This is a genomic window from Streptomyces sp. NBC_01276 (assembly GCF_041435355.1).
Lineage (GTDB): Bacteria > Actinomycetota > Actinomycetes > Streptomycetales > Streptomycetaceae > Streptomyces.
This window is the reverse complement of record NZ_CP108442.1, coordinates 1534082-1560512: the sequence shown is the minus strand read 5'-3', so window position 1 is coordinate 1560512 and position 26431 is coordinate 1534082. Positions and strand designations below refer to the sequence as shown.

Below are 26431 nucleotides of genomic sequence, written 5' to 3'. Positions count from 1 at the left end.
CTGGTGTCCCGCAGCGCGCGGTAACGGCTGCGCGGCCGTCACCGTACGCCCCCGACGCGTCTTCGGTCCCCGTTCCCCCCGCCCCGCCCTGCTCCGTCCCGCTCCGCCCCGCGCCCTTCCGGGCCGCCGGGCGGCGCCCGGACCGGTGCGCGGGGCCGCGGGCCGGTGGACCCCGCGCCGGGCAATCGCGCCGCCCCCGCACGACCTCTTCACGCATCCGAAAGGCCACGGGCCATGCGCACCGTCCGTCCCCACACCCCCACCCCCAGCGTCCTCGACACCGTCCGCAACCTGGGGATCCTCGCCCACGTCGACGCGGGCAAGACCACCCTCACCGAGCGGATCCTGTTCGCGACCGGCGCCATCCACAAGCGGGGCGAGGTCCACGACGGCACGACCGTCACCGACTTCGACGCCCAGGAACGGGACCGGGGCATCACCATCTTCGCCGCGGCCGTCAGCTGCGCCTGGGGCGGACACCGCGTCAACCTGATCGACACCCCCGGCCACGTCGACTTCGCCGACGAGGTCGAGCGTTCCCTGCGGGTGCTGGACGGGGCGGTCGCGGTGTTCGACGCCGTCGCGGGCGTCGAGCCGCAGAGCGAGTCCGTCTGGCGGCAGGCCGACCGGCACGGCGTCCCGCGGATCGCGTTCGTCAACAAGCTGGACCGGGCGGGCGCCGACCTCGACGCGGCCGTCGCCTCGATCCGCGACCGGCTGGGGGCCGTGCCCCTGGTCGTCCAGCTGCCCGTCGGGCGCGAGGACGCCTTCACCGGTGTCGTCGACCTGCTGCGCATGCGTGCGCTGCTCTGGCGTCCGGGCGACGGCGGCTACGCGGTCGAGCCGGTCCCGGAGCCGCTGCGCGAGGAGGCCGTACGGCGCCGCCGGATCCTGGAGGAGACGGTCGCGGAACTCCATCCGGAGGCCCTGGAGGAGTTCTGTGCGGCTTCGGCGCTGACCGAGGGGACCCTGGCGCGGGCCCTGCGCGAGCTGACCCTCGCGCGGGAGGCCGTGGTGGTGCTGTGCGGTTCGGCGTACCGCAACCGCGGGATCGAGCCGCTGCTGGACGCCGTACGGGACTACCTGCCGGCGCCGTCCGACATGCCACCGGTGCGCGGCACGGCACCGGACGGCACCGAGCTGGAGCGCGCCTGCGACCCGGCGGCGCCGTTCGCCGCCCTCGCCTTCAAGGTGACGGCGACCGCGACCGGACGCCTCACCTACCTGCGGGTCTACGCGGGCACCCTCCGCAAGGGCGACCCGGTGCGCGATCCGGCGTCGGGCCGCACGGAACGTGTCGGCCGGATCCTGCGGGTACAGGCCGACCGGCACGAGGAACGGGAGGAGGCGACCGCCGGTGACATCGTCGCCGTGATCGGGCTCAAGACCGCCGGCGCGGGCACGACCCTGTGCGCGCCCGCGGCGCCGCTGCTGCTGGAACCGCCCTCGGTGGCGGAACCGGTGGTGTCGGTGGCGGTCGAGGCGCGCCGCGGCACCGACACCGGCCGGCTCGCGTCCGCGCTGGCACGTCTCGTCGAGGAGGACCCCTCGCTGGTCGTGCGCACGGACGCGGAGACCGGTCAGACGGTGCTGTCGGGGATGGGCGAACTCCACCTGGAGGTCGCGGTGGAGAAGATCCGCCGGGACCGGGGGGTGGAGGTGGACGTCGGCCGTCCGCAGGTCTCGTACCGGGAGACGGTGGTGGGCGGGGTGACCGGTTTCGTCCACCGGCACGTCAAACAGGACGGTGGCGCGGGCCAGTTCGCGCACGTCGTCATCGACGTCGAGCCGTGGGAGGAGGCGGGCTTCGAGTTCCGTTCGACGGTGGTCGGCGGCCGGGTACCCCAGGAGTACGCGCGCGCCGTGGAGGCGGGCTGCCGTGACGCCCTGGCCGAGGGGCCGCTCGGCGGGCACCCGGTGACGGGGCTGCGGGTGGTCCTCACGGACGGGGCGACCCACTCCAAGGACTCCTCGGAGATGGCGTTCCGGGCGGCGGGCCGCTTCGCCCTGCGCGAGGCCCTGCGCGCGAGCACGCTCGAACTGCTGGAGCCCGTCGTGGAGGTCACGGTGACCCTGCCGGACGACGCCGTCGGGGGGGTGCTGGGCGACCTCGCGGCCCGCCGCGGCCGGGTCTCGGGCTCCACGACCGGGGCGGGCACCGCGGTGATCACGGCGACGGTGCCGCTGGCCGAGCTCTTCGGCTACGCGTCGCGCCTGCGCGGCCGCACCCAGGGCCGCGGCACGTTCACCACCCGCCCGGCGGGCCTGGCCCCGGCCCCCCGCTGACCCCCGCTCCCAGGACCCCCGCCGGCCGCGGCCGGCGGGGGTCCGCGGGCTGTCCGGGCCGCCCGGAACTCTCTCTTACATACCCCCCATGGGTATGCTACGTTGCTACGCGAAGGTACCCCCCAGGGGTATATGGCAGAGGAGGGTCAGGGCAATGTCAACCGTCAATCCCCGGCGCTGGTGGGCACTTGGCGTGCTTGCCACCGCGCAGTTCATGGTGATCATGGACACGTCCATCATCGGAGTCGCGCTCCCCGAGATGCAGAAGGACCTCGGCTTCTCGCAGGGCGAGCTCCAGTGGGTCTTCAACGCCTATGTGATCGTCTTCGGCGGGTTACTCCTGCTCGGCGGCCGGCTCTCCGACCTGTTCGGCGCCCGCAGGGTCTTCGCCGCCGGATGGGTCACCATGGTCGTCGGATCGGTGCTGGCCGCCGCCGCGCAGAGCGCGGCCGTCGAGATCGCCGGCCGGGCCGTGCAGGGCGTCGGCGGTGCGCTGATCGCGCCGTCCGCCATGACCCTGCTGATGATGCTCTTCGGGCACAACCCGAAGGAACTCGGCAAGGCGATGGCCCTCTACGGCGCCGCCGCGCCCGCCGGCGGTACCGCCGGCGTGTTCCTCGGCGGTGTGTTCACCGAGTGGATGAGCTGGCCCTGGGTCTTCATCATCTACGTGCCGATCGGCCTCGCGACCCTCGCCGCCACCAGGCTGCTGCCCGCCGTCCAGGCCCGCCGCGGTTCCGTGGACGTCCTCGGCGCCGTCGCCGTCACCGCCGGGCTCGCGCTCGCCGTCTTCGCCGTCGTCCGGGCGCCCGAGGTGGGCTGGGGCGCGACCGCGACCGTGCTCGAACTGATCGGCGCCGTCGTCCTGCTCGCCCTGTTCTTCGTGATCCAGAAGACCGTCCGCGAGCCCCTCATGCCGCTCGGCGTCTGGCGGATCCCGCGGCTCGGCTCCGCCAACCTGGCGATGACGCTGCTGGGGGCCGCCTGGATCCCGATGTGGTACTTCCTCAACCTCTACCTCCAGCAGGTCCTGGACTACGGCGCCTTCGCCTCCGGCGCGGCGCTGCTCCCCATGACCATCCTGCTGATGATCTTCATGACGGCGATCACCGCGCGCCTCATGGGCCGCTTCGGCGCCAAGCCGCTGATCGCGGGCGGCCTGCTGGTCCTCGCCGCCGGCCTGGTCTGGCTCTCCGCGGTCGAGCCGACCGGCACCTTCCTCGTCGACGTCCTGCCGGCCTCGCTGGTCGCCGCGCTCGGCATGGCGCTCGCCTACATCCCGGCGATGATGGCCGCGATGTCCGGCGCTCCGCAGGAGCAGGCCGGCCTGGCCTCCGGCATCGTCAACACCACCTACAACGTGGGCTCCGCCCTCGGCCTCGCCGCCCTGACCGCCCTCGCCACCACCCAGGGCGCCGGTGAGCTGGGCGACCTGCCCGCCCTCACCGACGGCTTCAGTGCCGCGTTCCTCGGCGCCGCCGTGATCGCGGCCGCCGGTGCGGTGATCACGTTCCTCGTGATGAAGAGCGACAAGTCCGCCGCTGCCGCCGCCCCGGCCGCCGACGCCCCGGCGCCGCGCGGCGAGACGGCAGGGGTGTGACGTACGGGGTCGCCCCGCGCGCGCCCAGGGGTCGCCCGACGTCCTTCCGGACGTCGGGCGACCCCTTTTCCGCATCCGGATCCGCAGGACGAACGACAGGGAGAACCCGATGAAGGACATCCGCACCCGGGCCGTGCACGTGGTCCACGAGCCGCCCGCCACCACGAGCCGCCCGCTGTCCGTGCCGCTCGTGCAGTCGTCCGCCTTCGCCTTCGACTCCGCCGACGAACTGGCGGGGGCCATGGCCGGCCCCGACGGCCCGTACGTCTACGGCCGTCGCGGCAATCCGACCGTACGCGCCCTGGAGCGGACCCTCGCCGACCTGGAGGGCGGGGCCTCCGCCATCGCCTTCGCCTCCGGCATGGGCGCGATCAGCGGCGTACTGCTCGCACTGCTGCGCCCCGGCGACCGGGTGATCGCGCAGCGGTGCCTCTACGGGGGGACGTACGCGGCGCTGACCGACCTCGCCGAGCGCTACGGGATCGAGGTCGCGTACATCGGCGGCGACGACGTGGGGGAGTTCGAGGCGCTCGCCGGGCCGCGCACCCGGCTGCTCCTGCTGGAGACCATCGCCAACCCCACCGGCCAGGTGCCGGACCTGCCCGGACTGCTGGCGGCGGCCCGCCGCCGCGGCGTGATCGGCGCCGTGGACAACTCCCTGGCCTCGCCCGTCCTGTGCCGCCCCGTCGAGCTCGGCGCCGACATCGTGCTGCACTCCACGACCAAGTACCTCGCCGGGCACTCCGACGTACTGGGCGGCGCGGCCGTCTTCGCCGACGACGCCCTGCGCCGCGCGGTGTGGCCGCGCACGGTCGAACTCGGCGCGAGCGCGGACCCGTTCGCCGCCTGGCTGACCCTGCGCGGGATCGCCACGCTGCCCCTGCGGATGCGCGAGCACTGCGCCAACGCGGGCCTGCTCGCCGAGCGGCTGGCCGGCCATCCGGCCGTGGCGGCCGTCCACTGGCCGTGGCTGGGAACGCACCCCTCCCACGCCCTCGCCCGCACGGTGCTCTCCGGTGGCGGCGGGATGCTCTCGTTCGAGCTGGACGGCGGCCGGGAGGCCGGCCGGGCCTTCGTCGAGGGCGTGCGGGTGGCGCGGCTCGCCCTTTCCCTGGGCGGTGTGGAGACGCTCGTGACGCATCCGGCCTCCACCTCCCACCGGGAGCTGGACGAGGGGGCGTTGGCGCGTGCGGGCATCGGCGCGGGGCTGGTGCGGATGTCGGTGGGCATCGAGGACCCCGAGGACCTGTGGCGGGACATAGAACAGGCACTGCGGTCTTCTTTTGGGTTGACAAAATAATCGGCAGATTCGTAGATTGGTTCACGCCAGAGAAACACTCCTCTACGTCAAGGGGGGCGCGTGATGCGCTACTTCGAGGACTTCCGGACCGGTGACGTGCACGAGCTGGGCACCATCACCGTCACGGCGGAGGAGGTGCTGGACTTCGGCAGGCGCTTCGACCCGCAGCCCTTCCACACGGACCCGGACCTCGCCGCGCAGTCACCGTTCGGCGGCCTGATCGCCAGCGGCTGGCACAGCGCCTCCATGTTCATGCGGCGCTACGTCGACGGACTGCTCGCCTACAGCGCCTGTACCGGCTCCCCGGGCGTCGACGAGATCCGCTACCTGCGGCCGGTGCGCCCCGGGGACGTCCTCACGGCACGCGTCGAGGTCCTCGGCTCCCGCCCCTCGCCGTTCAACCCGTCCACCGGCGTCGTCCAGCCCAAGTGCACGCTGGTGGACGGCGACGGGAACGTCGTCTTCAGCATGGTCCTGCACAGCATCTTCAAGAGACGGCCCGCCGAGTCCGACGCCGCGCACCCCGCGTCGACGTGCGCCGCCCAGGACCCCGTCGTCCGCGTCCGCAGCCTGGCCTGAACCACCCCCCCCGTCCACCGAAGTGAAGGGAGACCTCCCGTGGAGGCCGTATCCCGCACCGCCCAGTGGACCGCCGCAGCGCGGGCCCTGGAGACCGACCGCGAGGACCGGCTGTTCGCCGATCCGTACGCGCGCACCGTCGCCGACACCATCGGCTTCGAACTGCTGGAGCGCTACGCGGGCGCCGGAACCGTACCGTTCCTCGCCATCCGCACCACCTACCTCGACCGGGCGGTCGTCCGCGCAGTCGAGGACCACGGCATCCGCCAGGTCGTGTTCCTCGCCGCCGGCATGGACACCCGCTTCTACCGGCTCCCCTGGCCCGACGGCGTCACCGTCTACGAACTCGACCGCCCCGCCCTCCTGGAGGCCAAGGCGGAGATGCTCGCCGGGGAACCGGCCCCGGCCGGACGCACCCGCGTCACCGTCCCCGTCGACCTCACCGAGGACTGGACGGGCCCGCTGCAGGACGCCGGCTGGCGCCGGGACGAGCCGGTCCTGTGGGTCGTCGAGGGCCTCCTGTTCTTCCTTCCCGAGCAGGCCGTACGCCACCTGATCACGACCCTCGCCGGACACTCCGCGCCCGGGTCCGTCCTGCTCGGCGACGTCATCAGCAGGTCCGCGCTGGAGAACCCGCTGTCCCGGCCCTTCCTGAACTGCCTCAAGGAGGACGGGAACCCGTGGCTGTTCGGCACGGAGACCCCCGAGGAGCTCCTCGCCGAATGCGGCTGGGACGTACGGGAGGTCCGCCAGCCGGGGGAGGCGGGCGCCGACTTCGGCCGCTGGCCGTACCCCGTCCCCGCGCGCGCCGTCCCGCGCGTGCCCCGTTCCTTCCTGTTCACCTGTGACCTCCCTACCGCAGAGGTGAGAGCGGCATGACCGGCACCCACGACTTCCACCAGCGCGTCATCGCCGACGCCGGCGCCGCCGTCCGCGGCCTCACCGTCGCCCTCGGCGAGCGCCTCGGCCTCTACCGGGCCCTCGCCGAGACCGGCCCGCTCACCCCGGCCGCCCTCGCCGCGCGCGCCGGGATCCACCCCCGCTACGCCGAGGAGTGGCTGCACGCCCAGCTGAGCGCCGGGTACGTCGAGCGCGACCCGGAGACGGACGCGTACGCGCTGCCCGCCGACCACGCCCCCGTGCTCGCCGACCCGAACGCCGTCACCTACGCCGCCGGGTTCTTCACCGCCCTCAAGGCGCTCTACGGCACCGAGGACCTGCTCGTCGACGCGTACCGCAGCGGCGACGGCGTGGGCTGGGCCGAGCACGACCCGGCCCTGGACACCGGCATGGGCAGCTTCTTCCAGCCCACCTACGAGCACCGGCTCGTCCCCGACTGGCTGCCCGCCCTCACCGGGGTCACCGGCAAGCTCGCCGCCGGCGGCACCGTCGCCGACGTGGGCTGCGGCGTCGGCCACACCACCCTGCTGATCGCGAAGGCCTTCCCGCAGGCCACCGTCCACGGCTTCGACTACTCCGAAGAGGCCATCTCCCTCGCCCGCCGGCTCGCCGAGGAGGCCGGGCTCTCCGACCGCGTCGTCTTCGACGTCGCCGCCGCCGACGACTACCCCGGCTCCGGCTACGACCTGGTGACCTTCTTCAACGCCCTGCACGACATGGGCGATCCGGTCGCCGCCGCCCGCCACGTCCACAAGTCCCTGGACGCGGACGGCACCTGGATGCTCGTCGAGTCGAACGTGTCGCCCGCCGACATCGACACCCAGACCCCGGCCGCCCGCATGTTCATGGCGCTGTCCGCGGTGATGTGCCTGCCCGTGGCCGTCGCCCAGCGCGGCCCCCACGCCCTCGGCAACCACTCCGGCGAGCAGGCCTTCCGGGGCATCGCCGAAGAGGCCGGATTCACCCGCTGGCGCCGGGCGACCGAGACCCCCGTCAACGCGGTCTACGAGGTCCGGCCGTAAGGGACCGCGGCCCCCACGCGCCCGCCGCCCCACCACACACCGAGGAGAGCCACCATGGGCGTCAGCGCCCCCCTGCCGGTCACCGACCGGTTCCTGGAGGTCCTGGAGCGGCTGAGCTCCCGCTCCATCGAGGAGTACTACAACCCCTACCAGCAGTTCCAGTGGCCCGAGAAGCTCGAAGAGGGCCGGATGTGGATGACCCCCGAGCTGCTCACCGTCTACGGAACCCCGTTCTACGACGAACTCGGCGAGGAGACCATCCAGCGCCTCTCCAAGTGGGAGAGCATCAACTTCTACAGCCTCAACGTGCACGGCATCCGCGAACTGCTCATCGAGGTGGTCGGCCGGATCCACATGCCCGGCTTCGAGGTGCCCTCCGACTTCTTCCACCACTTCATCGGTGAGGAGAACGAGCACATGTGGTTCTTCGCCGAGTTCTGCCGCCGCTACGGAGACAAGATCTACGGCTCCACGGCCCTGCGCGCCGACTCCGCCTGGGAGCCGGAGGTGGAGAACTTCCTCGTCTTCGCCCGCATCCTGTTCTTCGAGGAACTCGTCGACCACTACAACACCCGGATGGCGCGCGACGAATCGCTGTGCCACACCATCCGCGAGGTCAACCGCATCCACCACCAGGACGAGTCCCGGCACATCGCCTTCGGCCGCGAACTGGTGTCCCTGCTCTTCACCCGGATGCGCGAGGCCGTCCCCGCCGCCCGGCTCGCCGAGGTCGAGGCCTACCTCAAGCGGTACGTGGTCTACAGCGTCAACTCCCTCTACAACCCGCACGTCTACCGCGACGCCGGCATCGCCGACCCGATCGCCCTGCGCAACGCGCTGGTCGCCGACGAACGCCGCCGCCCCTTCGAGCGCAAGACCATCCGCAAGCCCCTCGGCTTCTTCCTGAAGACCGGGATCTTCACGGACGACACCCTGCCCGTCGTCTGAGAGGGCCGACCGCCGTCCGAGAGGTGACCCCCCCATGACCATCACGACCACCGCGAGCCCCGGTGACACCAAGGGCCTGCCGTCCCTCGGCCCCGAAGGAACCGCCCTGCTGAGACTGCTCGACGACACCTTCGAGCACTGGGGCGTGAGCGCGGGCGCCCGGCCGATGACCATGCCCCCGCTGCTGCCCGCCGCGGACCTGGCCCGGCTCGACTACTACGACAACTTTCCCCACCAGGCCGTCGTCGCCGCCCCGCTGAACCTGGACGTCCGCGGGAGCAGCGAGTTCTGTACCGACACCGGCTGCTTCCCCTGCGAAGCGCTGGAGCCCGCGGCCCTCGGACTCCCCTCGGCGTCCTGCTACGCCGTCTACATCGACCACCAGGGGCGCCCGGCCGACGACGACGAACTCGTCACCGTGGTCGGCTGGTGCTTCCGCAAGGAGGAGCGCTACGAAGGCCTGCGCCGCCAGCTCGGCTTCCGGATGCGGGAGATCGTCGCCATCGGCACCCGGGAACACGCCGAGGCACACCTGGCCTCCTTCACCACCCGGATCAACTCCTTCGCCGAGGCCCTCGACCTGCCGCTGCGCCGCGAGGCCGCCTGCGACCCGTTCTTCGACAAGGGCAGCTCCAAGGCCGTCCTGCAACGCCTGACCCCGGTCAAGCACGAGTTCCTGTACGAGGACCTCGCGATCGCCTCCGTCAACACCCACCGCAACTTCTTCGGCGACCGGTGCGACATCCCCCTCGCCTCCGGCGCGGGACCGGCTTTCACCAGCTGCGTCGCCTTCGGCCTGGAGCGCTGGCTGTCCGCGCTCACCCGACGCCACGGCAGCTGGGGCGCGGCGACCGCCGCGGTCCTGAAGGCGAACGCGGCCGGGCCGGCGATCTGACGTGCAGACCCGACCCGTCGCCCCGCCGGCGGGCGGCCCGGGCTGGGCGAACCTCGGCATGGACATCGTGTCCGTCACCCGTGTCCGCCGGCTCCTCACCCTCTACGGCGAGGACTTCTTCCGGCGCATGCTCACCCCCGGCGAACTCGCCGACTGCCGCACCTCCGCCAGGCTCGACGTCCTGGGCCTGTGCGGGCGGATCGCCGCCAAGGAGGCGGCGTTCAAGACCCTCCGTGTCCGGGCCGCGTTCCTGCCCTGGCTGGACATCGTCGTGCACCGCTCCGAGGGCGGCTGGCCGCTCGTGGAACTCGGCGGCCCGGCGGCGGCGATGGCCGCCGAGTCCGGCATCGCCGCGGTCACCGTGACCATCAGCCACGACGTGGACTACGCGGTCGCGGTCGCCACCCCGGTGCTGGAGCCCGGCCCGCCGCAAGCACCTGCTCCACCCGTTCCACCCGCTCCGCCCGTTCCGGCCGTCGCCCACGACTCCGGAACCGCGGCCGGCACCCCCACCACACACGGCACCCCAAGGAGAGACACCATGTCCGACGGTCTGCAGTTCATGAAGAACTGGCTCCTCGCCCGCCACGAGGAGCTCGACGACATCGCTCCCGACCTGGACCTCATCGAGAACCGGCTCATCGACTCGCTGTCCTTCGTCGAGTTCGTCTTCCTGCTGGAACAGCACAGCGGACGGTCCATCCAGATGGAGACCCTGGAGGTCGACGAGATCCGCACCTTCGCCGCCATCGAGACCCACTTCTTCACGGCCAAGGTGGGGCAGGCATGAGCAAGCGGCTGTTCACCTCCGAGTCCGTCACCGAAGGACATCCCGACAAGATCGCCGACCGGATCAGCGACACCGTCCTCGACGCGCTGCTGCGCGAGGACCCGGCCTCCCGCGTGGCCGTCGAGACGCTCATCACCACCGGCCAGGTCCACATCGCCGGCGAGGTCACCACGACGGCGTACGCGCCGATCGCCGAACTCGTCCGCGGAGCCATCCTCGACATCGGCTACGACTCCTCCAAGAAGGGCTTCGACGGCGCCTCCTGCGGGGTGTCGGTGTCCATCGGCGGGCAGTCGTCCGACATCGCGCAGGGCGTCGACACGGCGTACGAGAGCCGGGTCGAGGGTGCCGCCACCGGTGAGGCGGGTGACGAGCTCGACCGGCAGGGCGCCGGCGACCAGGGCCTGATGTTCGGCTACGCCTGCGACGAGACGCCCGAGCTGATGCCGCTGCCCATCCACCTCGCGCACCGCCTCTCGCGCCGCCTGACCCAGGTCCGCAAGGAGGGCACCGTCCCCTACCTGCGGCCCGACGGCAAGACCCAGGTCACCATCGAGTACGACGGCGACCAGCCCGTCCGCCTCGACACCGTCGTCGTCTCCTCGCAGCACGCCGCGGACATCGACCTGGACTCGCTGCTCGCCCCGGACATCCGCGAGTTCGTCGTGGAGCACGTGCTGGCGCAGCTCGTCGAGGACGGCATCAAGCTGGACACCGAGGGCTACCGGCTGCTGGTGAACCCGACCGGGCGTTTCGAGATCGGCGGCCCGATGGGCGACGCCGGCCTCACCGGCCGCAAGATCATCATCGATACGTACGGGGGCTACGCCCGCCACGGCGGCGGCGCCTTCTCCGGCAAGGACCCGTCGAAGGTCGACCGCTCCGCCGCGTACGCCATGCGCTGGGTCGCGAAGAACGTGGTCGCCGCCGGTCTGGCCGCGCGCTGCGAGGTCCAGGTCGCCTACGCGATCGGCAAGGCCGAGCCCGTCGGCCTCTTCGTCGAGACCTTCGGCACCGGCACCCTGCCCGACGAGCGCATCCAGGAGGCCATCGGCGAGGTCTTCGACCTGCGCCCGGCCGCGATCATCCGCGACCTCGACCTGCTGCGGCCGATCTACGCCCAGACCGCCGCCTACGGCCACTTCGGCCGCGAGCTGCCGGACTTCACCTGGGAGCGCACCGACCGCGTCCACGCGCTGCGCAAGGCCGCCGGGGTCTGACATGCGCATCGCTGTCACGGGATCCATCGCGACCGATCACCTGCTGACCTTCCCCGGCCGGTTCGCCGAACAGCTGCTGGCGGACCGGCTGGACCGGGTCTCCCTGTCGTTCCTCGCCGACGGACTGGAAGTGCGGCGGGGCGGAGTGGCGGCGAACATCGCGTTCGGCCTGGGCGTGCTGGGACTGCACCCCCTGCTGGTGGGCGCCGTGGGCGCGGACTTCGAACCGTACCGGGTGTGGCTGAAGGACCACGGCGTGGACACCGGCTCCGTCCGCGTGAGCGACACCCGCCACACCGCCCGGTTCGTCTGCACCACGGACGCCGACCAGAACCAGATCGCCACCTTCTACGCGGGCGCCATGGCCGAGGCCCGTGAGATCGACCTCCGCGAGGTCGTCGCCCGCGGCGGCCGCCCCGACCTGGTGCTGATCTCACCGGACGACCCCGAGGCCATGCTCCGCCACACCCACGCCTGCCGTGCCCTGGGCGTCCCCTTCGCCTCCGACCCCTCGCAGCAGCTGGCCCGGCTGACCCGGGAGGAGGTGCGGGATCTCATCGACGGCGCGCACCGGCTGTTCACCAACGAGTACGAGTCCGCCCTGCTGTGCGAGCGCTCCGGCTTCACCGAGGACGAGGTCCTGGGCCGGGTCGGCTCCTGGATCACCACCCACGGCGAAGCCGGCGTACGGATCCGGGCCGCCGACCGCGAGCCGCTGACCGTACCCGCCGTGCCGGTACCGGAGGTCGTCGACCCCACCGGCGTCGGCGACGCGTTCCGGGCCGGCTTCCTCGCCGGTACGGCGTGGGGCGTCCCCGAGCGGTACGCGGCCCAGCTGGGCTGCGCCATCGCCGCGACCGTACTCGGCCACACCGGTACCCAGGAGTACCACCTGTCCCGGGAATCCCTGCTCGCCGGACTGCGATCCGCCTACGGCCCGGCGAGCGCGACGGAACTGGCCGCGCACCTGAGGAGGCTGCGATGAGACGTTCACTGCGCGCGGAGCTCGCGACCCGCGTGGTCGTCGCGGACGGCGCCATGGGCACCATGCTGCAGGCCGCCGACCCCACGTTGGACGACTTCCTGGGGCTGGAGGGCTGCAACGAGATCCTCAACCTCACGCGCCCGGACATCGTCCGGTCCGTGCACGACGCGTACTTCGCGGTGGGCGTGGACTGCGTCGAGACCAACACCTTCGGCACGAACCTGGCGGCCCTCGCCGAATACGGCGTCGAGGAGCAGGTCTACGAACTCTCCGAGGCCGGCGCCCGGATCGCCCGCGAGTCGGCGGACGCCTTCACGGCGCGGGACGGCCGGCCCCGATGGGTACTGGGTTCCATGGGCCCCGGCACCAAGCTGCCCACCCTCGGACACGTGGGGTACGAGCCCCTGCGCGAGGCCTACCAGCAGAACGCGGAGGGCCTGATCCGCGGCGGCGCGGACGCCCTCCTGGTGGAGACCACCCAGGACCTGCTCCAGACCAAGGCGGCCGTCATCGGCGCCCGCCGGGCCCTGGACTGGTGCGGCGCGGGGGACCTGCCCCTGATCGTGCAGGTGACGGTGGAAGCGACCGGCACGATGCTGCTGGGTTCGGAGATCGGTGCGGCGCTGACGGCTCTGGAGCCGCTGGGCATCGACATGATCGGCCTGAACTGCGCCACCGGCCCCGCCGAGATGAGCGAGCACCTGCGCTATCTGGCGCGCCACGCCCGTATCCCGCTGTCGTGCATGCCGAACGCGGGTCTGCCCGTCCTGACGAAGGAGGGGGCGCACTATCCACTGTCGGCATCGGAGCTGGCGGATGCGCAGGAGACCTTCGTCCGTGAGTACGGGCTCTCGCTGGTCGGCGGCTGCTGCGGTACGACGCCGGAGCACCTGCGGCAGGTGGTGGAGCGGGTCCGTGACCTGAGCCCGGCCGTCCGTGAACCCCGGCCGGAGCCCGGCGCGGCGTCGCTGTACCAGACGGTGCCGTTCCGGCAGGACACGGCGTACATGGCGATCGGTGAGCGGACGAACGCGAACGGGTCGAAGAAGTTCCGTGAGGCGATGCTGGAGGCCCGCTGGGACGACTGTGTGGAGATGGCCCGGGACCAGATCCGTGAGGGCGCGCACATGCTGGACCTGTGCGTGGACTACGTGGGCCGTGACGGTGTCGCGGACATGGAGGAGCTGGCCGGCCGCTTCGCGACGGCTTCCACGCTGCCGATCGTGCTGGACTCGACCGAGGTTCCGGTGATCCGGGCGGGTCTGGAGAAGCTGGGCGGGCGTGCGGTCATCAACTCCGTGAACTATGAGGACGGTGACGGTCCCGATTCCCGCTTCGCGAAGGTGACCCGGCTGGCCCAAGAGCACGGTGCCGCGCTGATCGCTTTGACGATCGACGAGGAGGGTCAGGCCCGTACGGTCGGGCACAAGGTGGCGATCGCGGAGCGTCTGATCGCGGATCTGACGTCGAACTGGGGGATCCGTGAGTCGGACATCCTCATCGACACCCTCACGTTCACGATCTGCACGGGTCAGGAGGAGTCCCGCAAGGACGGGATCGCGACGATCGAGTCGATCCGTGAGCTCAAGCGCCGTCATCCGGACGTGCAGACCACCCTCGGTCTGTCGAACATCTCCTTCGGTCTGAATCCGGCGGCCCGTGTGCTGCTGAACTCGGTGTTCCTGGACGAGTGTGTGAAGGCCGGTCTGGACTCGGCGATCGTGCACGCGTCGAAGATCCTGCCGATCGCCCGTTTCGACGAGGAGCAGGTCACCACCGCCCTCGACCTGATCCACGACCGCCGCACCGAGGACTACGACCCCCTCCAGAAGCTGATGGCCCTCTTCGAGGGCGTCAACACCAAGTCCCTCAAGGCCGGCCGCGCCGAGGAGCTCCTCGCGCTCCCGCTCGACGAGCGGCTCCAGCGCCGCATTATCGACGGGGAGAAGAACGGCCTGGAGCGGGACCTGGACGAGGCGCTGGAGAGCAGGCCGGCGCTGGACATCGTCAACGACACCCTTCTGGAGGGTATGAAGGTCGTCGGTGAGCTGTTCGGTTCCGGTCAGATGCAGCTGCCGTTCGTCCTGCAGTCGGCCGAGGTGATGAAGACGGCGGTGGCCTATCTGGAGCCGCACATGGAGAAGACCGATGACGAGGGCAAGGGCACGATCGTGCTCGCCACCGTGCGCGGAGACGTCCACGACATCGGCAAGAACCTCGTCGACATCATCCTGACCAACAACGGCTACAACGTCGTCAACATCGGGATCAAGCAGCCGGTCTCCGCGATCCTGGAAGCCGCCCAGGAACACAAGGCCGACGTCATCGGCATGTCGGGTCTCCTGGTCAAGTCGACCGTGATCATGAAGGAGAACCTGGAAGAGCTCAACCAGCGCAAGCTGGCCGCCGACTACCCCGTCATCCTCGGCGGCGCCGCCCTCACCCGCGCCTACGTCGAACAGGACCTCCACGAAATCTACGAAGGCGAAGTCCGCTACGCCCGCGACGCCTTCGAAGGCCTGCGCCTCATGGACGCCCTCATGGGCGTGAAGCGCGGCGTCCCCGGCGCCAGCCTCCCGCCCCTCAAGCAGCGCCGGGTGGCCCGGCGCAGCGCCGTACTCGACGTACGGGAACCCGAACCGGCCGGCCGCTCCGACGTGTCCGTCGACCACCCGGTGCCCGAGCCGCCCTTCCTCGGCACCAGGGTCGTCAGGGGGATCCAGCTCAAGGAGTACGCGGACTGGCTCGACGAGCAGGCGCTCTTCAAGGGGCAGTGGGGCCTCAAGTCGCCCGAGTCGATCGCGGCCGAGGGCCGTCCCCGACTGCGCGGCTGGCTGGACCGCCTGCACACGGACCGGCTCCTGGAAGCGGCCGTGGTCTACGGCTACTTCCCCTGCGTCTCCAAGGGCGACGACCTGATCGTCCTCGACGAGGACGGCGGCGAGCGGAGCCGGTTCACCTTCCCGCGCCAGCGCCGCGGCCGCCGCCTGTGCCTCGCGGACTTCTTCCGCCCCGAGGACTCCGGAGAGGTCGACGTGGTCGCCCTCCAGGTGGTGACCGTGGGCAGCCGCATCGGCCGGGAGACGGCCCGCCTGTTCGCCGCCGACGCCTATCGCGACTACATGGAGCTGCACGGCCTCTCCGTCCAGCTCGCGGAGGCCCTGGCCGAGTACTGGCACGCCCGCGTCCGCGCCGAAATGGGCATCGACGGCGGCGATCCCGCCTCCGTCGAGGGGATGTTCCGCACGGAATACCAGGGCTGCCGCTACTCGCTGGGCTACCCGGCCTGCCCCGAACTCGCCGACCGGGCGAAGATCGCCGAGCTGCTCCGGCCGGAGCGGATCGGTGTCCACCTCTCGGAGGAGTTCCAGCTCGACCCCGAGCAGTCCACGGATGCTCTGGTCGTCCACCACCCCGACGCCAACTACTTCAACGCGGGAGGCCGCAGATGACCTCCGATGCCGGACACCTTCAAGGAGCACACCGCATGACCGCCGCATTCACGGATTTCAAGGTCGCCGACCTTTCCCTCGCGGCCTTCGGCCGCAAGGAGATCACCCTGGCCGAGCACGAGATGCCGGGTCTGATGTCGATCCGCCGGGAGTACGCCGGGGCGCAGCCGCTGGCCGGCGCCCGGATCACCGGCTCGCTGCACATGACCGTGCAGACCGCGGTCCTGATCGAGACCCTCGTCGCCCTGGGCGCCGACGTCCGCTGGGTGTCCTGCAACATCTACTCGACGCAGGACCACGCGGCCGCCGCGATCGCGGCCGCGGGGATCCCGGTGTTCGCCTGGAAGGGCGAGACGCTGGAGGAGTACTGGTGGTGCACGGAGCAGGCGCTGACCTGGCCCGGCCACGCCGGTCCGAACATGATCCTCGACGACGGCGGTGACGCGACGCTCCTGGTCCACAAGGGCGTCGAGTACCAGAAGGCCGGGGCGGTCCCGGACCCGGCCACCGCCGAGAACGAGGAGATGGCCCTGGTCCTGGACCTGCTGGCGAAGACCGGCATCGACTGGACGGCCCTGGCCGCCGGGATCCGCGGCGTGACGGAGGAGACCACCACCGGCGTCCACCGCCTCTACGAAATGCACCAGGCCGGCGCCCTGCTGTTCCCGGCGATCAACGTGAACGACGCCGTGACGAAGTCGAAGTTCGACAACAAGTACGGCTGCCGCCACTCCCTGATCGACGGCATCAACCGTGCCACCGACGTCCTGATCGGCGGCAAGGTCGCCGTCGTCTGCGGTTACGGCGACGTCGGCAAGGGCAGCGCCGAGTCCCTGCGCGGCCAGGGCGCCCGCGTCATCGTCACCGAGATCGACCCGATCTGCGCCCTCCAGGCGGCCATGGACGGCTACCAGGTCGCGACGCTGGACGACGTGGTGGAGAGCGCCGACATCTTCATCACGACCACGGGCAACAAGGACATCATCATGGCCGCCGACATGGCCAGGATGAAGCACCAGGCGATCGTGGGCAACATCGGCCACTTCGACAACGAGATCGACATGGCCGGCCTGGCCAAGATCGAGGGCATCGTCAAGGACGAGGTCAAGCCGCAGGTCCACACCTGGAAGTTCCCCGACGGCAAGGTCCTGATCGTGCTGTCCGAGGGCCGCCTGCTCAACCTGGGCAACGCGACCGGTCACCCGTCCTTCGTGATGTCGAACTCCTTCGCGGACCAGACCCTGGCCCAGATCGAGCTGTTCACCAAGCAGTCGGAGTACCCGACCGACGTCTACGTGCTGCCCAAGCACCTCGACGAGAAGGTCGCCCGCCTCCACCTCGACGCCCTCGGCGTCAAGCTCACCACCCTGCGCCCGGAGCAGGCCGCCTACATCGGCGTCGAGGTCGAGGGCCCGTACAAGCCCGACCACTACCGCTACTGAGCGCCGTGGACACCGACGACGACGTGCGCGACCCCTGGCTGCCGGACCTGCTGCTGCGCACCGAACGGGACGCGCTGGTCCCGCTCCTGCGCCGCGCGCCGGAAGCCGCGTACGGGCTGCGGACCGCCTGCCCGGGGTGGACGGTCCGGGACGTCCTGGCCCACTGCGCGGCCGCCCTCGTACGCATCGTGGAGGGCCGGCTGGAGGAGGGAGTCTTCCTCCCCGCCGCCAACGCCGCCGACGTGGCCGAGCGGGCGGACTGGCCGGTGGCCAGGATCGTGGACGAGCTGGAACGCGGGCTCACGGAAGCCGGCCCGGCCATCGCCGCGGGCGACGGCACGCTGGACACGGTGGCCCTGGGGGAGTGGATCCACGCGGGCGACGTACGGGACGCGTTCGGGGAACCGGGGGCGTACGGCGGGCACAGCCTCTCCCTCGCCCTGCCCCTGCTCCGTACCGCCAGCCGCAGGCGGGACACGCCCCGGCTGATCGCGGCCGTCGACGGCCACACGGGGCCGCTCGTCCTCGGCGGTGAGGTGCCCGGCCGTCCGGCCGCGCGCTTCGTGGGCGACGCGACGACGCTGATCCGCCTCTACTCGGGCCGTCCGCTGGTCGCGACGCGCTACGCGCTGACGGGCGCGACCGAGCCGGAGCTGCTCATCTACCGGTGACCGCCCGCACCGACAGGTCCCGCCCCCACCGACCCGGTGGGGGCGGGACTCAGTCGATCCGCACGACCTGGAAGGCCTCGGCCATCCGGCCCGGGGGCAGCCCCGCCGCCCGCGCGTGCTCGCCCAGCCATTCCCGCAGCAGTCCCGCGAGGTCGTCGAAGTGCGCGGTCTGCGAGGTGTGGATGCGCAGGGCCTCCACCTTGCGGTCGAAGACGGGCGTGACGTCGATGTACTGATTGGGCGTCGGGCCCGTCATCAGCCACAGCTCCGGCACGATCCACGGTTCCAGGCCCTCCTCCTTGAGGAGCGACGGGTGCGCGAACGGATTGCGCGCCTCCGGGTAGATCGCCCGCAGCGCGGCGTCGCCCACCGCCCGGTGGTCGGGGTGCAGGTCGGCGATGCGGGACCAGTTGATCTCCGGGCTCGGGATGACGGCACGCTGCGGGCGGACCTGCCGGATCACCCGGCACAGGTCGCGGCGCAGCTCCACGCCGGCCTCCACGTAGCTGTCGGGGTAGCCGAGGAAGCGGACGTCGTCGACGCCGCTGCGCTTGGCCGAGTGCACCTGCTCGGCGCGACGCAGGTCGCCCATGGCCTGGCGGGGGAGCTGTTCGTCGTACCCGCCGGCGCCGCCGTCCGTGACGATGCAGTACGTGACGCGGGTGGTGCCCTGCGCGATCCACCGCATGACCGTCCCGCTCACGCAGAACTCGATGTCGTCCGGGTGCGCGGCCACGACCAGCAGGGATTCGGGGGCGCTGCGGTCTATGCGATCGGTCGCGAAGTGTTCCATGAGGTCAGCCTGTTGGGCGCGGCCGTGGGCCGCAAGGCGGCCCCTTTGGCGTACAGGCGTCATGTCGCGAGTACGCCAACACCGGTCCGCCGCGCCGTCCGCCGGGCCGTCCGACTGGCGTGTCCGCGCAACGGCGTGAACGCGCAAGCCCATACCAGACCGCACGGTTCGTTTCTCTGTCACTCTGAGGTGGGCACCCCGCTCTCCTCCGCTCCCGCCGCCCCCGTGCGCGCCGTGCGGAGCGAGGAGGTCCGCGCCCCCTTCCGTTCCGAGCCTCGCTGCGTACTTCGCTCCACAGCGTCAAGGAGGTCCCATGAGCACCCCCGTCTGGATCACCGCGACCCCGCCGGCCACCCACGGCGAACTTCACGTCGGCCACCTCGCCGGACCGTACGTCGCGGCGGACGTGCTGTCCCGGTACCTCAGGGCCGAGGGCGAACCCGTCCTGTTCACCACCGGTACCGCCGATCACACCAGCTCCGTCCACGTCCGGGCGCTCCGCGCGGGGCGCAAGCCGGAGGAGGTGGCCGAGGGGTACCGCGCCGCGATCACGGCGGACTGGCTGCGCTCGGGCGTCGAGTTCGACCACATCGTCCGCCCGCGCCAGGACCGGGGCTACGCGCGCTGGCTGGGCGACCTCTTCCGGCGGCTGTACGCGGACGGCGTCATCGCCGCCCGCACCCGCCTGACGCCCTACTGCGAACCCTGTGGGCGCTTCCTCCACGGAGCGCACGTCACCGGCTCCTGCCCGCACTGCGCGGCCGTCAGCGACGGCGGCATGTGCCACGAGTGCGCCCGCCCCAACGACGGCGGGGACCTGCTGGGGCCGCACTGCGCCCAGTGCGGCACCCCGGCCGTGCCCAGACGCTGCCGCCGCCTCTACATCCCGCTGGAGCCGCACCGCGAGGCCCTCGCCGAGTACTGGGCCGCCACCGGGCTGCCGCCGCGCCTGGCCGCGCTGTGCGAGTCGCTCGTCGAGGACGGACTGCCGGACATCGCGGTGGCCCACCCCGCCGAGTGGGGGCTGCCCGTCCCCGTGGACGGCTTCCCCGAACACCGCATCGACGGCTGCTTCGAGGCCGCCGCGATGCACCTCTTCGGCCACGGCGAGCGCCCGCTGCCCGAGCGGGCCATCCACTTCTGCGGCTTCGGCCACGCCTTCTGCCACGCCGTCCTCCTGCCGGTCCTGCTGTTCGCCCGGGGTGAGAAGCTGCCGCAGCGCTTCTGCGTGAACGAGGCGTACGTCATCGAGGACGAGGCGCTGGTCTGGGGCACCGGCCAGAAGGCCTGGGCGCTGGACCTGATCACCGAGTACGGGTCGGACACCCTGCGCCGGCACGTGCTCCAGGCCCGGCCGCTGGGCCGCCGCACCGCCTTCGAACCGGACCGGCTCGCCGCCGCCCGCCGCGAGCTCGACGAGAGCTGGAACAGCTGGCTGTCCCGGCTGTTCGCCGCCGTGCGCGAGCAGAGCTCGGGACGGGTACCCGAGGCGCTGCCCGGCGGTACCGGCTGGGAGGTGCTGGAGCGCAGGCTGCTGCGCGGGCTGGAAGACCTGCGCGAGGCGTACTCGCCGGAGTCCTTCGACCCCCGCAGGGCGGTCGCGCTGCTCGACGAGATGGTGCGGTCGGTGTCCGACTTCGGCCACGTCAACGCGCACGAGGCGCACCGCCCCACCGCCGGCGGCCGGCACCTGCCGGTGCTCGCGGCCCAGTTGGCCGTGGCCCGCGCCCTCGGCGCCTGGGCCCGCCCGGTGATGCCGGAGGGTGCCGACCGGCTCGCCGCGGCCCTGCGCGCGGAACCCGGAGGCCCGGTCCGGGCCGAGGTGCTCGCCCCGCCCGCGCCGGGCACCCGGCTGGCCCCGCCCTCGGGGCCGGTGTTCGGCTTCTGACCGGCCGGCTCCGGGCCGGCCTCCCGGTCCGGGGCGAGCGCCCGGCACCGTACGACTGCACGACGACAGAAACCCTCCTTCGCCGCGTGACCGCGCGCCGGTCGCCCGGCGGTGCCGGGCGTACGTGGCCCTTCCCCGTAGGAGCCCCACGTGTCCTTGCGCGTCGCCATGCTCAGCGTCCACACCTCGCCGCTGCACCAGCCCGGCACCGGGGACGCGGGCGGCATGAACGTCTACATGGTCCAGCTCTCCCGCGCCCTCGCCGAACAGGGCGTCGAGGTGGACCTGTTCACCCGCTGCCGGGGCGAGGCCCGCCCGCCGCGCGACACCCTCGCGCCCGGCGTCGGCGTGCGCCACCTGGAGGCGGGTCCGCGCGCGGCCCTGGCCAAGGAGGACATGCCCGCCCTCGTGGTGCCGTTCTCGCTGGCGCTGCTCAAGGAGCGGCGGCGCTACGACCTGATCCACTCGCACTACTGGCTGTCCGGCCAGGCGGGCCGCATCGCCGCCGCCGGCTGGCGGATCCCGCTCGTGCACACCGCCCACACCCTGGCCCGGGTCAAGAACGCGGCCCTCGCCGAGGGCGACACCCCCGAGCCGGAGCTGCGCGTGCGCGGCGAGCACCAGGTGGTCGGCTCCGCCGACCGGCTGATCGCGAACACGGGCGAGGAGGCGCGGGCCCTGCGGGAGTTGTACGGGGCGGAGGCCCGCCGCACCGAGATCGTCCGGCCGGGCGTCGACCTGCGCACGTTCGGCCCCGGCCGGGGCCGGGCCGCGGCGCGGGCCCGGCTCGGTCTGCCCGCCGACGCGTTCGTCCCCCTGTACGCGGGCCGCATCCAGCCCCTCAAGGGCCCCGACGTGATGGTGCGCGCGATCGCCCGGCTGCTGGGGGACGCGCCGGGGCTGCGCGAGCGGACCATCGTCCCGGTGGTGGGCGGGAACTCGGGCGCCGGGCCGCTCGGTGACGCCTGGGAACTGGCGCGGGAGCTGCGGGTGTCGGACGTCCTGCGCCACCACCCGCCCGTCCCGCAGGCCGAGTTGGCCGACTGGTACCGGGCGGCGGACGTCCTGCTGGTGCCCTCCCGCAGCGAGTCGTTCGGGCTGGTCGCGCTGGAGGCCCAGGCGTGCGGGACCCCGGTCCTTGCCTCGGCGGTCGGCGGACTCCCGACCGCCGTGCGGGACCGGGTGACGGGCGTGCTGGTGCACGGCAACGACTCCGTCGAGTACGCCCGTTGGCTGCGCTGGTTCGCCGAGCACCCGCGGGCGGGCGCCGCGATGGGGGAGGCGGCGGTCCGGCACGCGCGGGCGATGAGCTGGCGGGCCGCGGCGGCGCGGACCCTGGAGGTGTACCGGGACGTGCTGCGCGAGGAGCGTACGGGGCCGGATACGGGTGAGGCAGGAGCGACGGCACGCTCCTGCCTCGCCGGCGCCTCTCACCTGGAGGGCCGAGAAGGCCGGAAGCCCACCCTAACAGCTCTTTTGGGGTGACCAAAGGTATGCAGGCGTAACATCTGTATGAACTCCGCCCGGAATGGCGGGCGATGGACTTCAGATCCGCCTCAGAGGCGCTACAGGAATCCGAACCGGCCGTGGATTCCGTAGGACAATGGAGATGTCTTCGAAGGAATACCGGCGGCACGGATCCCCGGAGACGGAATTGACGTTCTGAATTCCTGGAGGAAATCATGTTCGCTGCGCACGCCACCGGAACGCCCGCAGGCGCCCGCCCCGCGGCCCCCGTCCGTCCGCTCTGTACCGCCGCCGTCACCGCCGTGTCGGCGGTCCGGCCCGACGGCAACGGCTGGGACTGACGGAACCGCCGCGCGGCAAAGCCTCGTGATCGCCCCCGGGCGGCCGCGGGGCCTTTTCCGTTCCCCGGCCCGGCGGCCCGCGGCTCCGTTCTTCTCCGGCCCCCTGCTCTGGCCCCGTTCTCCGGCCCCCGGAGTATTGCGCCGGTATTTCGGGTCAGTCGAGCCAGCCGAGCCGCTGCGCGCGCACGCCGGCCTCGAAGCGGCTCGACGCCCCCATTTCCTGCATCAGCTCGGACAGCATGCGGCTCACCGTCCTCAGGGAAACTCCCAGCGTGCGGGCGACCTTCTCGTCCTTCATGCCGGAGGCGAGCATCTTCAGCGCGGCCCGCTGCTGTTCGGACAGCCCGTCGCCGCCGAGTTCCGGTGCGACGTCGTCGCCGTACGGGGTCGCGGCGTGCCAACAGTGCTCGTACAGCGCCAGGTAGGAACGGACGAGGGCCGGGCCGCGGGCCAGGATCGCGCCGGCCGCGCGGTCGTCGGGGTGTACGGGCAGCACGGCGAACTGCTGGTCCGCGATGATCATGTTCATCGGGACGGCGGGCGACAGCCTGATCTCGACACCGGCCTCGACGCGGCGGCGGAGCATCTCCACCGCCTCCGGGGAGGTGGTGATCCGCTGGTGGTAGATGGCGCGGATGCGCACCCCGTTGTCGATCTGCCGGCGGTCGCGGCTGAGCACCCGGTCCGCGACCTCCCGGACCAGGGCCGTCACGTGCATGGACGTCAGATCGTGCCGGATGACGTCCGTGATGTCCTCCAGCACCTGCTGGATCCGCCCGTAGTCGTCGAGGATCTCCACCTCGACCTCCGAACCGTTCAGCGATCCGGGGCGCAGGAACCGTCCGACCAGGGTCTCCAGCGCGCTGTACGCGCGGTCGGACTCGTCCAGGTGCTCCCGCAGCCGCTCGCGCTCGCCCTGGAGCATCCGCAGCAGGGCGATCTCCGGATCGACGACGGCGACCGCGTCGGGCCCCGGCTCCCAGGCGCCCGACTGGAGGTCGTCGCGGGTGGCGTGGGTGGTGCCCGTCGGTACGATCAGGCCGAGGGAAGCGAGCTCCGCGCGCCACTTCTCGGACTCCTCGGGCTCCAGGCCGAGTTCCCGGAAGACCTCGTGGAGGTTGGACACCCCGCGCAGGCGCAGCTCCTGATAGAGCGCCAGCACCCTGTCGGCGGACTGGATGCCGTCCCTGCCGTCGCCCGTTGCCATCGCGAAAGCGACCCCCTCTTCTTACGAATCGACAGTCACACTTTGGCACATGCCGGGGGGAGGGCCCGCGCCCCCGTGTTTCGGATGTGACGGGGGTCACAATAGCCCTCTGGAGTGCGCGCCTCCGCGCCCGATGGCTCCGGAAGGGTCGCCGCCCGGCTCCCGCGGGGCTCCCGCGCGGCCGGTGCGGAACGGGCTCGCGGGCCCAACTCCCGCACGTCCGGGGCGAGAAGGGGTCTAGTCCTCTTGCGCCCGAAGGCAGTCGGGGCACAGCCCCTTGAAGATGATCTCCGCGCCCTCGCCCATCCGCCAGGAGCGGAGCGAGGCGTCGGCCGGCTCCGGCACCTCCGCCGCGACGTTCTCCACCCGGCCGCAGCGCACGCAGAGCGCGTGCTGATGGGGCGGGCCCGCGATCTCGAAGACGGCGGGCAGCGCGGGACGGTCGAACTTCGTCGCCAGACCGGTCTCCAGGAAGTGGCGCAGCATCTCGTAGACGGCCTGGCTGGTCAGCGTCCCGAGCCGCTCGCGGGCGGCGGCCGTGATCGACTCGACGTCCATGTGGCCGCCCGCCGCCAGGACCTGGAGCACTTCGAGGCGCGGTCCCGTGACGCGCAGGCCCACGTCGCGGAGGCGCTGGATCACCGCCTCGCGGCCGGTCGGCTCCTCCACGACAGCCCTCACTCCGCCACCATCCGCCATCTGGTCCACTCAAACCTTTGGGGGCATCGTACCTCTTGCCGGTCCCCGTGGAGCGGGCGGCGGGGGAGCGGAGCGGGACCGCGGTGGTGCCGGTGCCGGAGCCGGTGCCCGAGTCGGTGCCGGAGCCGAGCGCTCAGCGGTCGGCGCGGCAGACGAGGAGGACGCTCTCGGTCCGCTCGTCGAGGCGGTGGCGCCGACTGCGCTCCACGCGCAGCCCCGCCGCACGCAGTTCGGCGTCGAGCCGCTCCGGCTCGACGATCCACTTGCGGGTGCTGAGCACCGTCCGCTCCGTACTCAGCTTGCCCGTGCGCACGCAGTGGTAGGTGACGTGCTCGCTCATGCCGTCCAGGTCGAAGACCTGCCGGGCCGCCGCCCACTCCTCGATCCCGTCGAACCGGGGCACCTGGAACGCGTACGCGCGCCGGGGCTCCCGCGCCAGGTCCCGCATCCGGTGCGCCGTGTAGTCGAGGGCGAGCACGCCGCCCGGCTCCAGGTGCGCGGCGATCTCGCGCAGCAGCCCGGGGCGGGCGTCGGGGGCCACGGCCGAGACCATCGTCCCGGCCAGCAGGGCCAGCCGGTACCTGCGCCGCAGCCTCAGCTCCGCCAGTTCGGCCCGGGTGGTGACCAGCAGCCGCGACACCTGCGGCCCGATCCGCGCGCCCCAGGTCCGCAGCCGCTCCAGGCAGGCGGGGTCCCGGTCCACGGCCTCGACGGAGAACCCCTGGCGGGCCAGCGGCACCGCCAGCCTTCCGGCGCCGGAACCCAGGTCCAGGACCGGGCCGCCGCAGTCCCGCGCGAGGCGCAGGTATCCGACGACGTCCGCGCTGTGCGGGCCGAGCAGCGCGTCGTGCAGCCAGCCCGCGTCCTCGTCGGCCGGCGCGACCGATTCCAGGCCGGGCGGGAAGTCCCCCGGGGTGCCCGTGAGCGCGGCCGGGTGGGTGGTCGCGCGCGCCGACGGCAGGACCGGCGCGAGGGCGGCGGGCGCGGCGGGCGGGACCGGCCTGACGGACAGGGAAGTGCCGCTCGTTGTGTGCATCGCTCCTCCAGGGGCTCGCTCGCTCCGACGCTCCGTGGGCGGGTCTCCCGTGCCGTCGGGTACCGCGCGCCGCTGGTGGAATCCTTTCCCGTGGCAAGGGACTTGGGCCAGAGCGAGGGGCTGCGTGAACACGCGATGGCGTGGATCTGCCACGAACCCGGGCGCGCGGCCGGGAGGCGTCGGAGGGCGACCGGGGGCGTCGGCGGGGCGGAACGGGGGCGGAGCCGCGAGCGTCGGCGGAGCGGGGAGCGGGGAGCGGGGAGCGGGGAGCCGGGAGCGGCGTCCGCGGGCCGGCTGCGGCGGGGCCCGGCGGCCGTCAGAGGGTGCGGCCGAGCCTGACCGGTGTGAGCGGGGTGAAGCCGTGGTGGTTGAAGAACGGCAGGGCCGGGGCCCGTTCGGCGGGCAGGCCGATCCGCTGGGCGGCCGCCCCGTGCTCCCGCATCCGCTCGGTGGCGCCCGCCAGCAGGGCCGTGCCGATCCCCTGCCGCAGCCGCGCAGGATCCGCGCACAGGGCGTAGATCTCACCCTGGCCGGCGACGGGGAGCCCGCCCGAGACCGCCCCCACCACGCGTCCGTCCGCGTCGGTGGCGACCAGCCAGCCGAGCCAGCCGGGCGCCCCGCCGGGAATTTCAATTTCCGCGCGAATACGGGGCAGTGCGCAATGGTCCGACACCAGCCGGCCGACGCGGATTTCTCCCAGGATCTCGGCGTAGGCGGTGCGAATCGCTTCGGCGAGGAGCCGTGAAATCGCCGTCGCGTCGCCGGGCGCTGCCGTCCGCACGTCAGCCAGCAGCATTTGTTCCGCACCTCTCGCCGTACCGGTCCTGAGCCCGCACGCGCCCAGAATAGCGGGCAATTCGAGTGGTCGGGAGCGAGGGGAAATCTACGAATTGGCTTAGTAAATAGCCGG

At 72.4% G+C, this 26431-nt stretch carries 22 protein-coding genes; 17 read left to right on the top strand and 5 right to left on the bottom strand.

What is annotated here, in order from left to right:
• The first annotated feature begins 234 nt into the window (after positions 1-234).
• From fusA to OG295_RS06505, 14 genes are all read left to right on the top strand, one after another.
• Positions 235-2286 (top strand): elongation factor G, encoded by a 2052-nt coding sequence (fusA, locus tag OG295_RS06570; protein WP_371676005.1) that lies wholly within the window; start codon positions 235-237, stop codon positions 2284-2286.
• A gap of 154 nt (positions 2287-2440) precedes the next feature.
• Positions 2441-3886: an MFS transporter gene (locus OG295_RS06565; RefSeq protein WP_371676004.1), complete on the top strand. Its 1446-nt coding sequence runs from the start codon at positions 2441-2443 to the stop codon at positions 3884-3886.
• Positions 3887-3995: 109 nt separating this feature from the next.
• Positions 3996-5186: a PLP-dependent aspartate aminotransferase family protein gene (locus OG295_RS06560; protein WP_371676003.1), complete on the top strand. Its 1191-nt coding sequence runs from the start codon at positions 3996-3998 to the stop codon at positions 5184-5186.
• Between the two features lie 63 nt (positions 5187-5249).
• Positions 5250-5765 carry a MaoC family dehydratase gene (locus tag OG295_RS06555; protein WP_356225042.1) on the top strand — a complete coding sequence of 172 codons (516 nt, stop codon included), beginning with the start codon at positions 5250-5252 and terminating at the stop codon, positions 5763-5765.
• Between the two features lie 39 nt (positions 5766-5804).
• The gene (locus tag OG295_RS06550; protein ID WP_371676002.1) at positions 5805-6644 is read left to right on the top strand and encodes a class I SAM-dependent methyltransferase; all 840 of its coding nucleotides are present in this window, start codon (positions 5805-5807) and stop codon (positions 6642-6644) included.
• Entirely contained in the window at positions 6641-7687 is a 1047-nt protein-coding gene (locus OG295_RS06545) for a class I SAM-dependent methyltransferase (RefSeq protein ID WP_371676001.1), read from the top strand. Before OG295_RS06550 ends, OG295_RS06545 begins: the two co-directional genes overlap by 4 nt.
• 54 nt (positions 7688-7741) lie before the next feature.
• On the top strand, positions 7742-8635 hold the full coding sequence (locus OG295_RS06540) for a diiron oxygenase (protein ID WP_266843426.1): 894 nt from the start codon (positions 7742-7744) through the stop codon (positions 8633-8635).
• 34 nt (positions 8636-8669) lie between these two features.
• Entirely contained in the window at positions 8670-9530 is an 861-nt protein-coding gene (locus OG295_RS06535; RefSeq protein ID WP_371676000.1) for a hypothetical protein, read from the top strand.
• Position 9531: 1 nt separating this feature from the next.
• A complete protein-coding gene (locus tag OG295_RS06530) occupies positions 9532-10320 on the top strand; it encodes a 4'-phosphopantetheinyl transferase superfamily protein (protein ID WP_371675999.1) in 789 nt (262 codons plus the stop codon).
• Complete coding sequence (metK, locus tag OG295_RS06525) at positions 10317-11540, top strand: methionine adenosyltransferase (protein WP_371675998.1); 1224 nt, start codon at positions 10317-10319, stop codon at positions 11538-11540. The genes OG295_RS06530 and metK overlap by 4 nt, the downstream gene beginning before the upstream one ends.
• 1 nt (position 11541) lies before the next feature.
• Entirely contained in the window at positions 11542-12525 is a 984-nt protein-coding gene (locus OG295_RS06520; RefSeq protein ID WP_371675997.1) for a carbohydrate kinase family protein, read from the top strand.
• On the top strand, positions 12522-15977 hold the full coding sequence (gene metH, locus OG295_RS06515; RefSeq protein ID WP_371675996.1) for a methionine synthase: 3456 nt from the start codon (positions 12522-12524) through the stop codon (positions 15975-15977). Before OG295_RS06520 ends, metH begins: the two co-directional genes overlap by 4 nt.
• 35 nt (positions 15978-16012) lie before the next feature.
• A complete protein-coding gene (gene ahcY / locus OG295_RS06510) occupies positions 16013-17419 on the top strand; it encodes an adenosylhomocysteinase (RefSeq protein ID WP_371675995.1) in 1407 nt (468 codons plus the stop codon).
• The gene (locus tag OG295_RS06505) at positions 17416-18090 is read left to right on the top strand and encodes a maleylpyruvate isomerase family mycothiol-dependent enzyme (protein ID WP_371681123.1); all 675 of its coding nucleotides are present in this window, start codon (positions 17416-17418) and stop codon (positions 18088-18090) included. The genes ahcY and OG295_RS06505 overlap by 4 nt, the downstream gene beginning before the upstream one ends.
• 49 nt (positions 18091-18139) lie before the next feature.
• On the opposite strand, the gene OG295_RS06500 is transcribed toward OG295_RS06505, so the two are convergent.
• Positions 18140-18883, bottom strand: a complete 744-nt coding sequence (locus OG295_RS06500) for a PIG-L deacetylase family protein (protein ID WP_030237734.1) — start codon at positions 18881-18883, stop codon at positions 18140-18142.
• A gap of 313 nt (positions 18884-19196) precedes the next feature.
• Here OG295_RS06500 and OG295_RS06495 point away from each other — a divergent pair, with 313 nt between their 5' ends.
• From OG295_RS06495 to OG295_RS06485, 3 genes are all read left to right on the top strand, one after another.
• Positions 19197-20771: a class I tRNA ligase family protein gene (locus tag OG295_RS06495; protein WP_371675994.1), complete on the top strand. Its 1575-nt coding sequence runs from the start codon at positions 19197-19199 to the stop codon at positions 20769-20771.
• 168 nt (positions 20772-20939) lie between these two features.
• Entirely contained in the window at positions 20940-22256 is a 1317-nt protein-coding gene (mshA, locus tag OG295_RS06490) for a D-inositol-3-phosphate glycosyltransferase (protein WP_371681122.1), read from the top strand.
• 197 nt (positions 22257-22453) lie between these two features.
• Complete coding sequence (locus OG295_RS06485; protein ID WP_371675993.1) at positions 22454-22579, top strand: hypothetical protein; 126 nt, start codon at positions 22454-22456, stop codon at positions 22577-22579.
• A gap of 154 nt (positions 22580-22733) precedes the next feature.
• Here OG295_RS06485 and OG295_RS06480 read toward each other — a convergent pair whose 3' ends face one another.
• The 4 genes from OG295_RS06480 to OG295_RS06465 form a co-directional block, all read right to left on the bottom strand.
• Entirely contained in the window at positions 22734-23786 is a 1053-nt protein-coding gene (locus tag OG295_RS06480; protein WP_371675992.1) for a LuxR C-terminal-related transcriptional regulator, read from the bottom strand.
• A 237-nt stretch (positions 23787-24023) separates the two neighbouring features.
• On the bottom strand, positions 24024-24467 hold the full coding sequence (locus OG295_RS06475) for a Fur family transcriptional regulator (RefSeq protein WP_371675991.1): 444 nt from the start codon (positions 24465-24467) through the stop codon (positions 24024-24026).
• Between the two features lie 151 nt (positions 24468-24618).
• The gene (locus tag OG295_RS06470; RefSeq protein WP_371675990.1) at positions 24619-25521 is read right to left on the bottom strand and encodes a class I SAM-dependent methyltransferase; all 903 of its coding nucleotides are present in this window, start codon (positions 25519-25521) and stop codon (positions 24619-24621) included.
• A gap of 316 nt (positions 25522-25837) precedes the next feature.
• Positions 25838-26317, bottom strand: coding sequence for a GNAT family N-acetyltransferase (locus OG295_RS06465; RefSeq protein ID WP_371675989.1), 480 nt, complete (start codon positions 26315-26317; stop codon positions 25838-25840).
• Between the last annotated feature and the right edge of the window lie 114 nt (positions 26318-26431).

Coding starts and splice junctions, on each gene's coding strand:
- OG295_RS06560 (WP_371676003.1), top strand. CDS start 3,996: ATGAAGGACATCCGCACCCGGGCCGTGCACGTGGTCCACGAGCCGCCC.
- OG295_RS06535 (WP_371676000.1), top strand. CDS start 8,670: ATGACCATCACGACCACCGCGAGCCCCGGTGACACCAAGGGCCTGCCG.
- fusA (WP_371676005.1), top strand. CDS start 235: ATGCGCACCGTCCGTCCCCACACCCCCACCCCCAGCGTCCTCGACACC.
- OG295_RS06555 (WP_356225042.1), top strand. CDS start 5,250: ATGCGCTACTTCGAGGACTTCCGGACCGGTGACGTGCACGAGCTGGGC.
- OG295_RS06565 (WP_371676004.1), top strand. CDS start 2,441: ATGTCAACCGTCAATCCCCGGCGCTGGTGGGCACTTGGCGTGCTTGCC.
- OG295_RS06520 (WP_371675997.1), top strand. CDS start 11,542: ATGCGCATCGCTGTCACGGGATCCATCGCGACCGATCACCTGCTGACC.
- metK (WP_371675998.1), top strand. CDS start 10,317: ATGAGCAAGCGGCTGTTCACCTCCGAGTCCGTCACCGAAGGACATCCC.
- mshA (WP_371681122.1), top strand. CDS start 20,940: ATGCTCAGCGTCCACACCTCGCCGCTGCACCAGCCCGGCACCGGGGAC.
- ahcY (WP_371675995.1), top strand. CDS start 16,013: ATGACCGCCGCATTCACGGATTTCAAGGTCGCCGACCTTTCCCTCGCG.
- OG295_RS06470 (WP_371675990.1), bottom strand. CDS start 25,521: ATGCACACAACGAGCGGCACTTCCCTGTCCGTCAGGCCGGTCCCGCCC.
- OG295_RS06545 (WP_371676001.1), top strand. CDS start 6,641: ATGACCGGCACCCACGACTTCCACCAGCGCGTCATCGCCGACGCCGGC.
- OG295_RS06495 (WP_371675994.1), top strand. CDS start 19,197: ATGAGCACCCCCGTCTGGATCACCGCGACCCCGCCGGCCACCCACGGC.
- metH (WP_371675996.1), top strand. CDS start 12,522: ATGAGACGTTCACTGCGCGCGGAGCTCGCGACCCGCGTGGTCGTCGCG.
- OG295_RS06465 (WP_371675989.1), bottom strand. CDS start 26,317: ATGCTGCTGGCTGACGTGCGGACGGCAGCGCCCGGCGACGCGACGGCG.
- OG295_RS06480 (WP_371675992.1), bottom strand. CDS start 23,786: ATGGCAACGGGCGACGGCAGGGACGGCATCCAGTCCGCCGACAGGGTG.
- OG295_RS06500 (WP_030237734.1), bottom strand. CDS start 18,883: ATGGAACACTTCGCGACCGATCGCATAGACCGCAGCGCCCCCGAATCC.
- OG295_RS06540 (WP_266843426.1), top strand. CDS start 7,742: ATGGGCGTCAGCGCCCCCCTGCCGGTCACCGACCGGTTCCTGGAGGTC.
- OG295_RS06485 (WP_371675993.1), top strand. CDS start 22,454: ATGTTCGCTGCGCACGCCACCGGAACGCCCGCAGGCGCCCGCCCCGCG.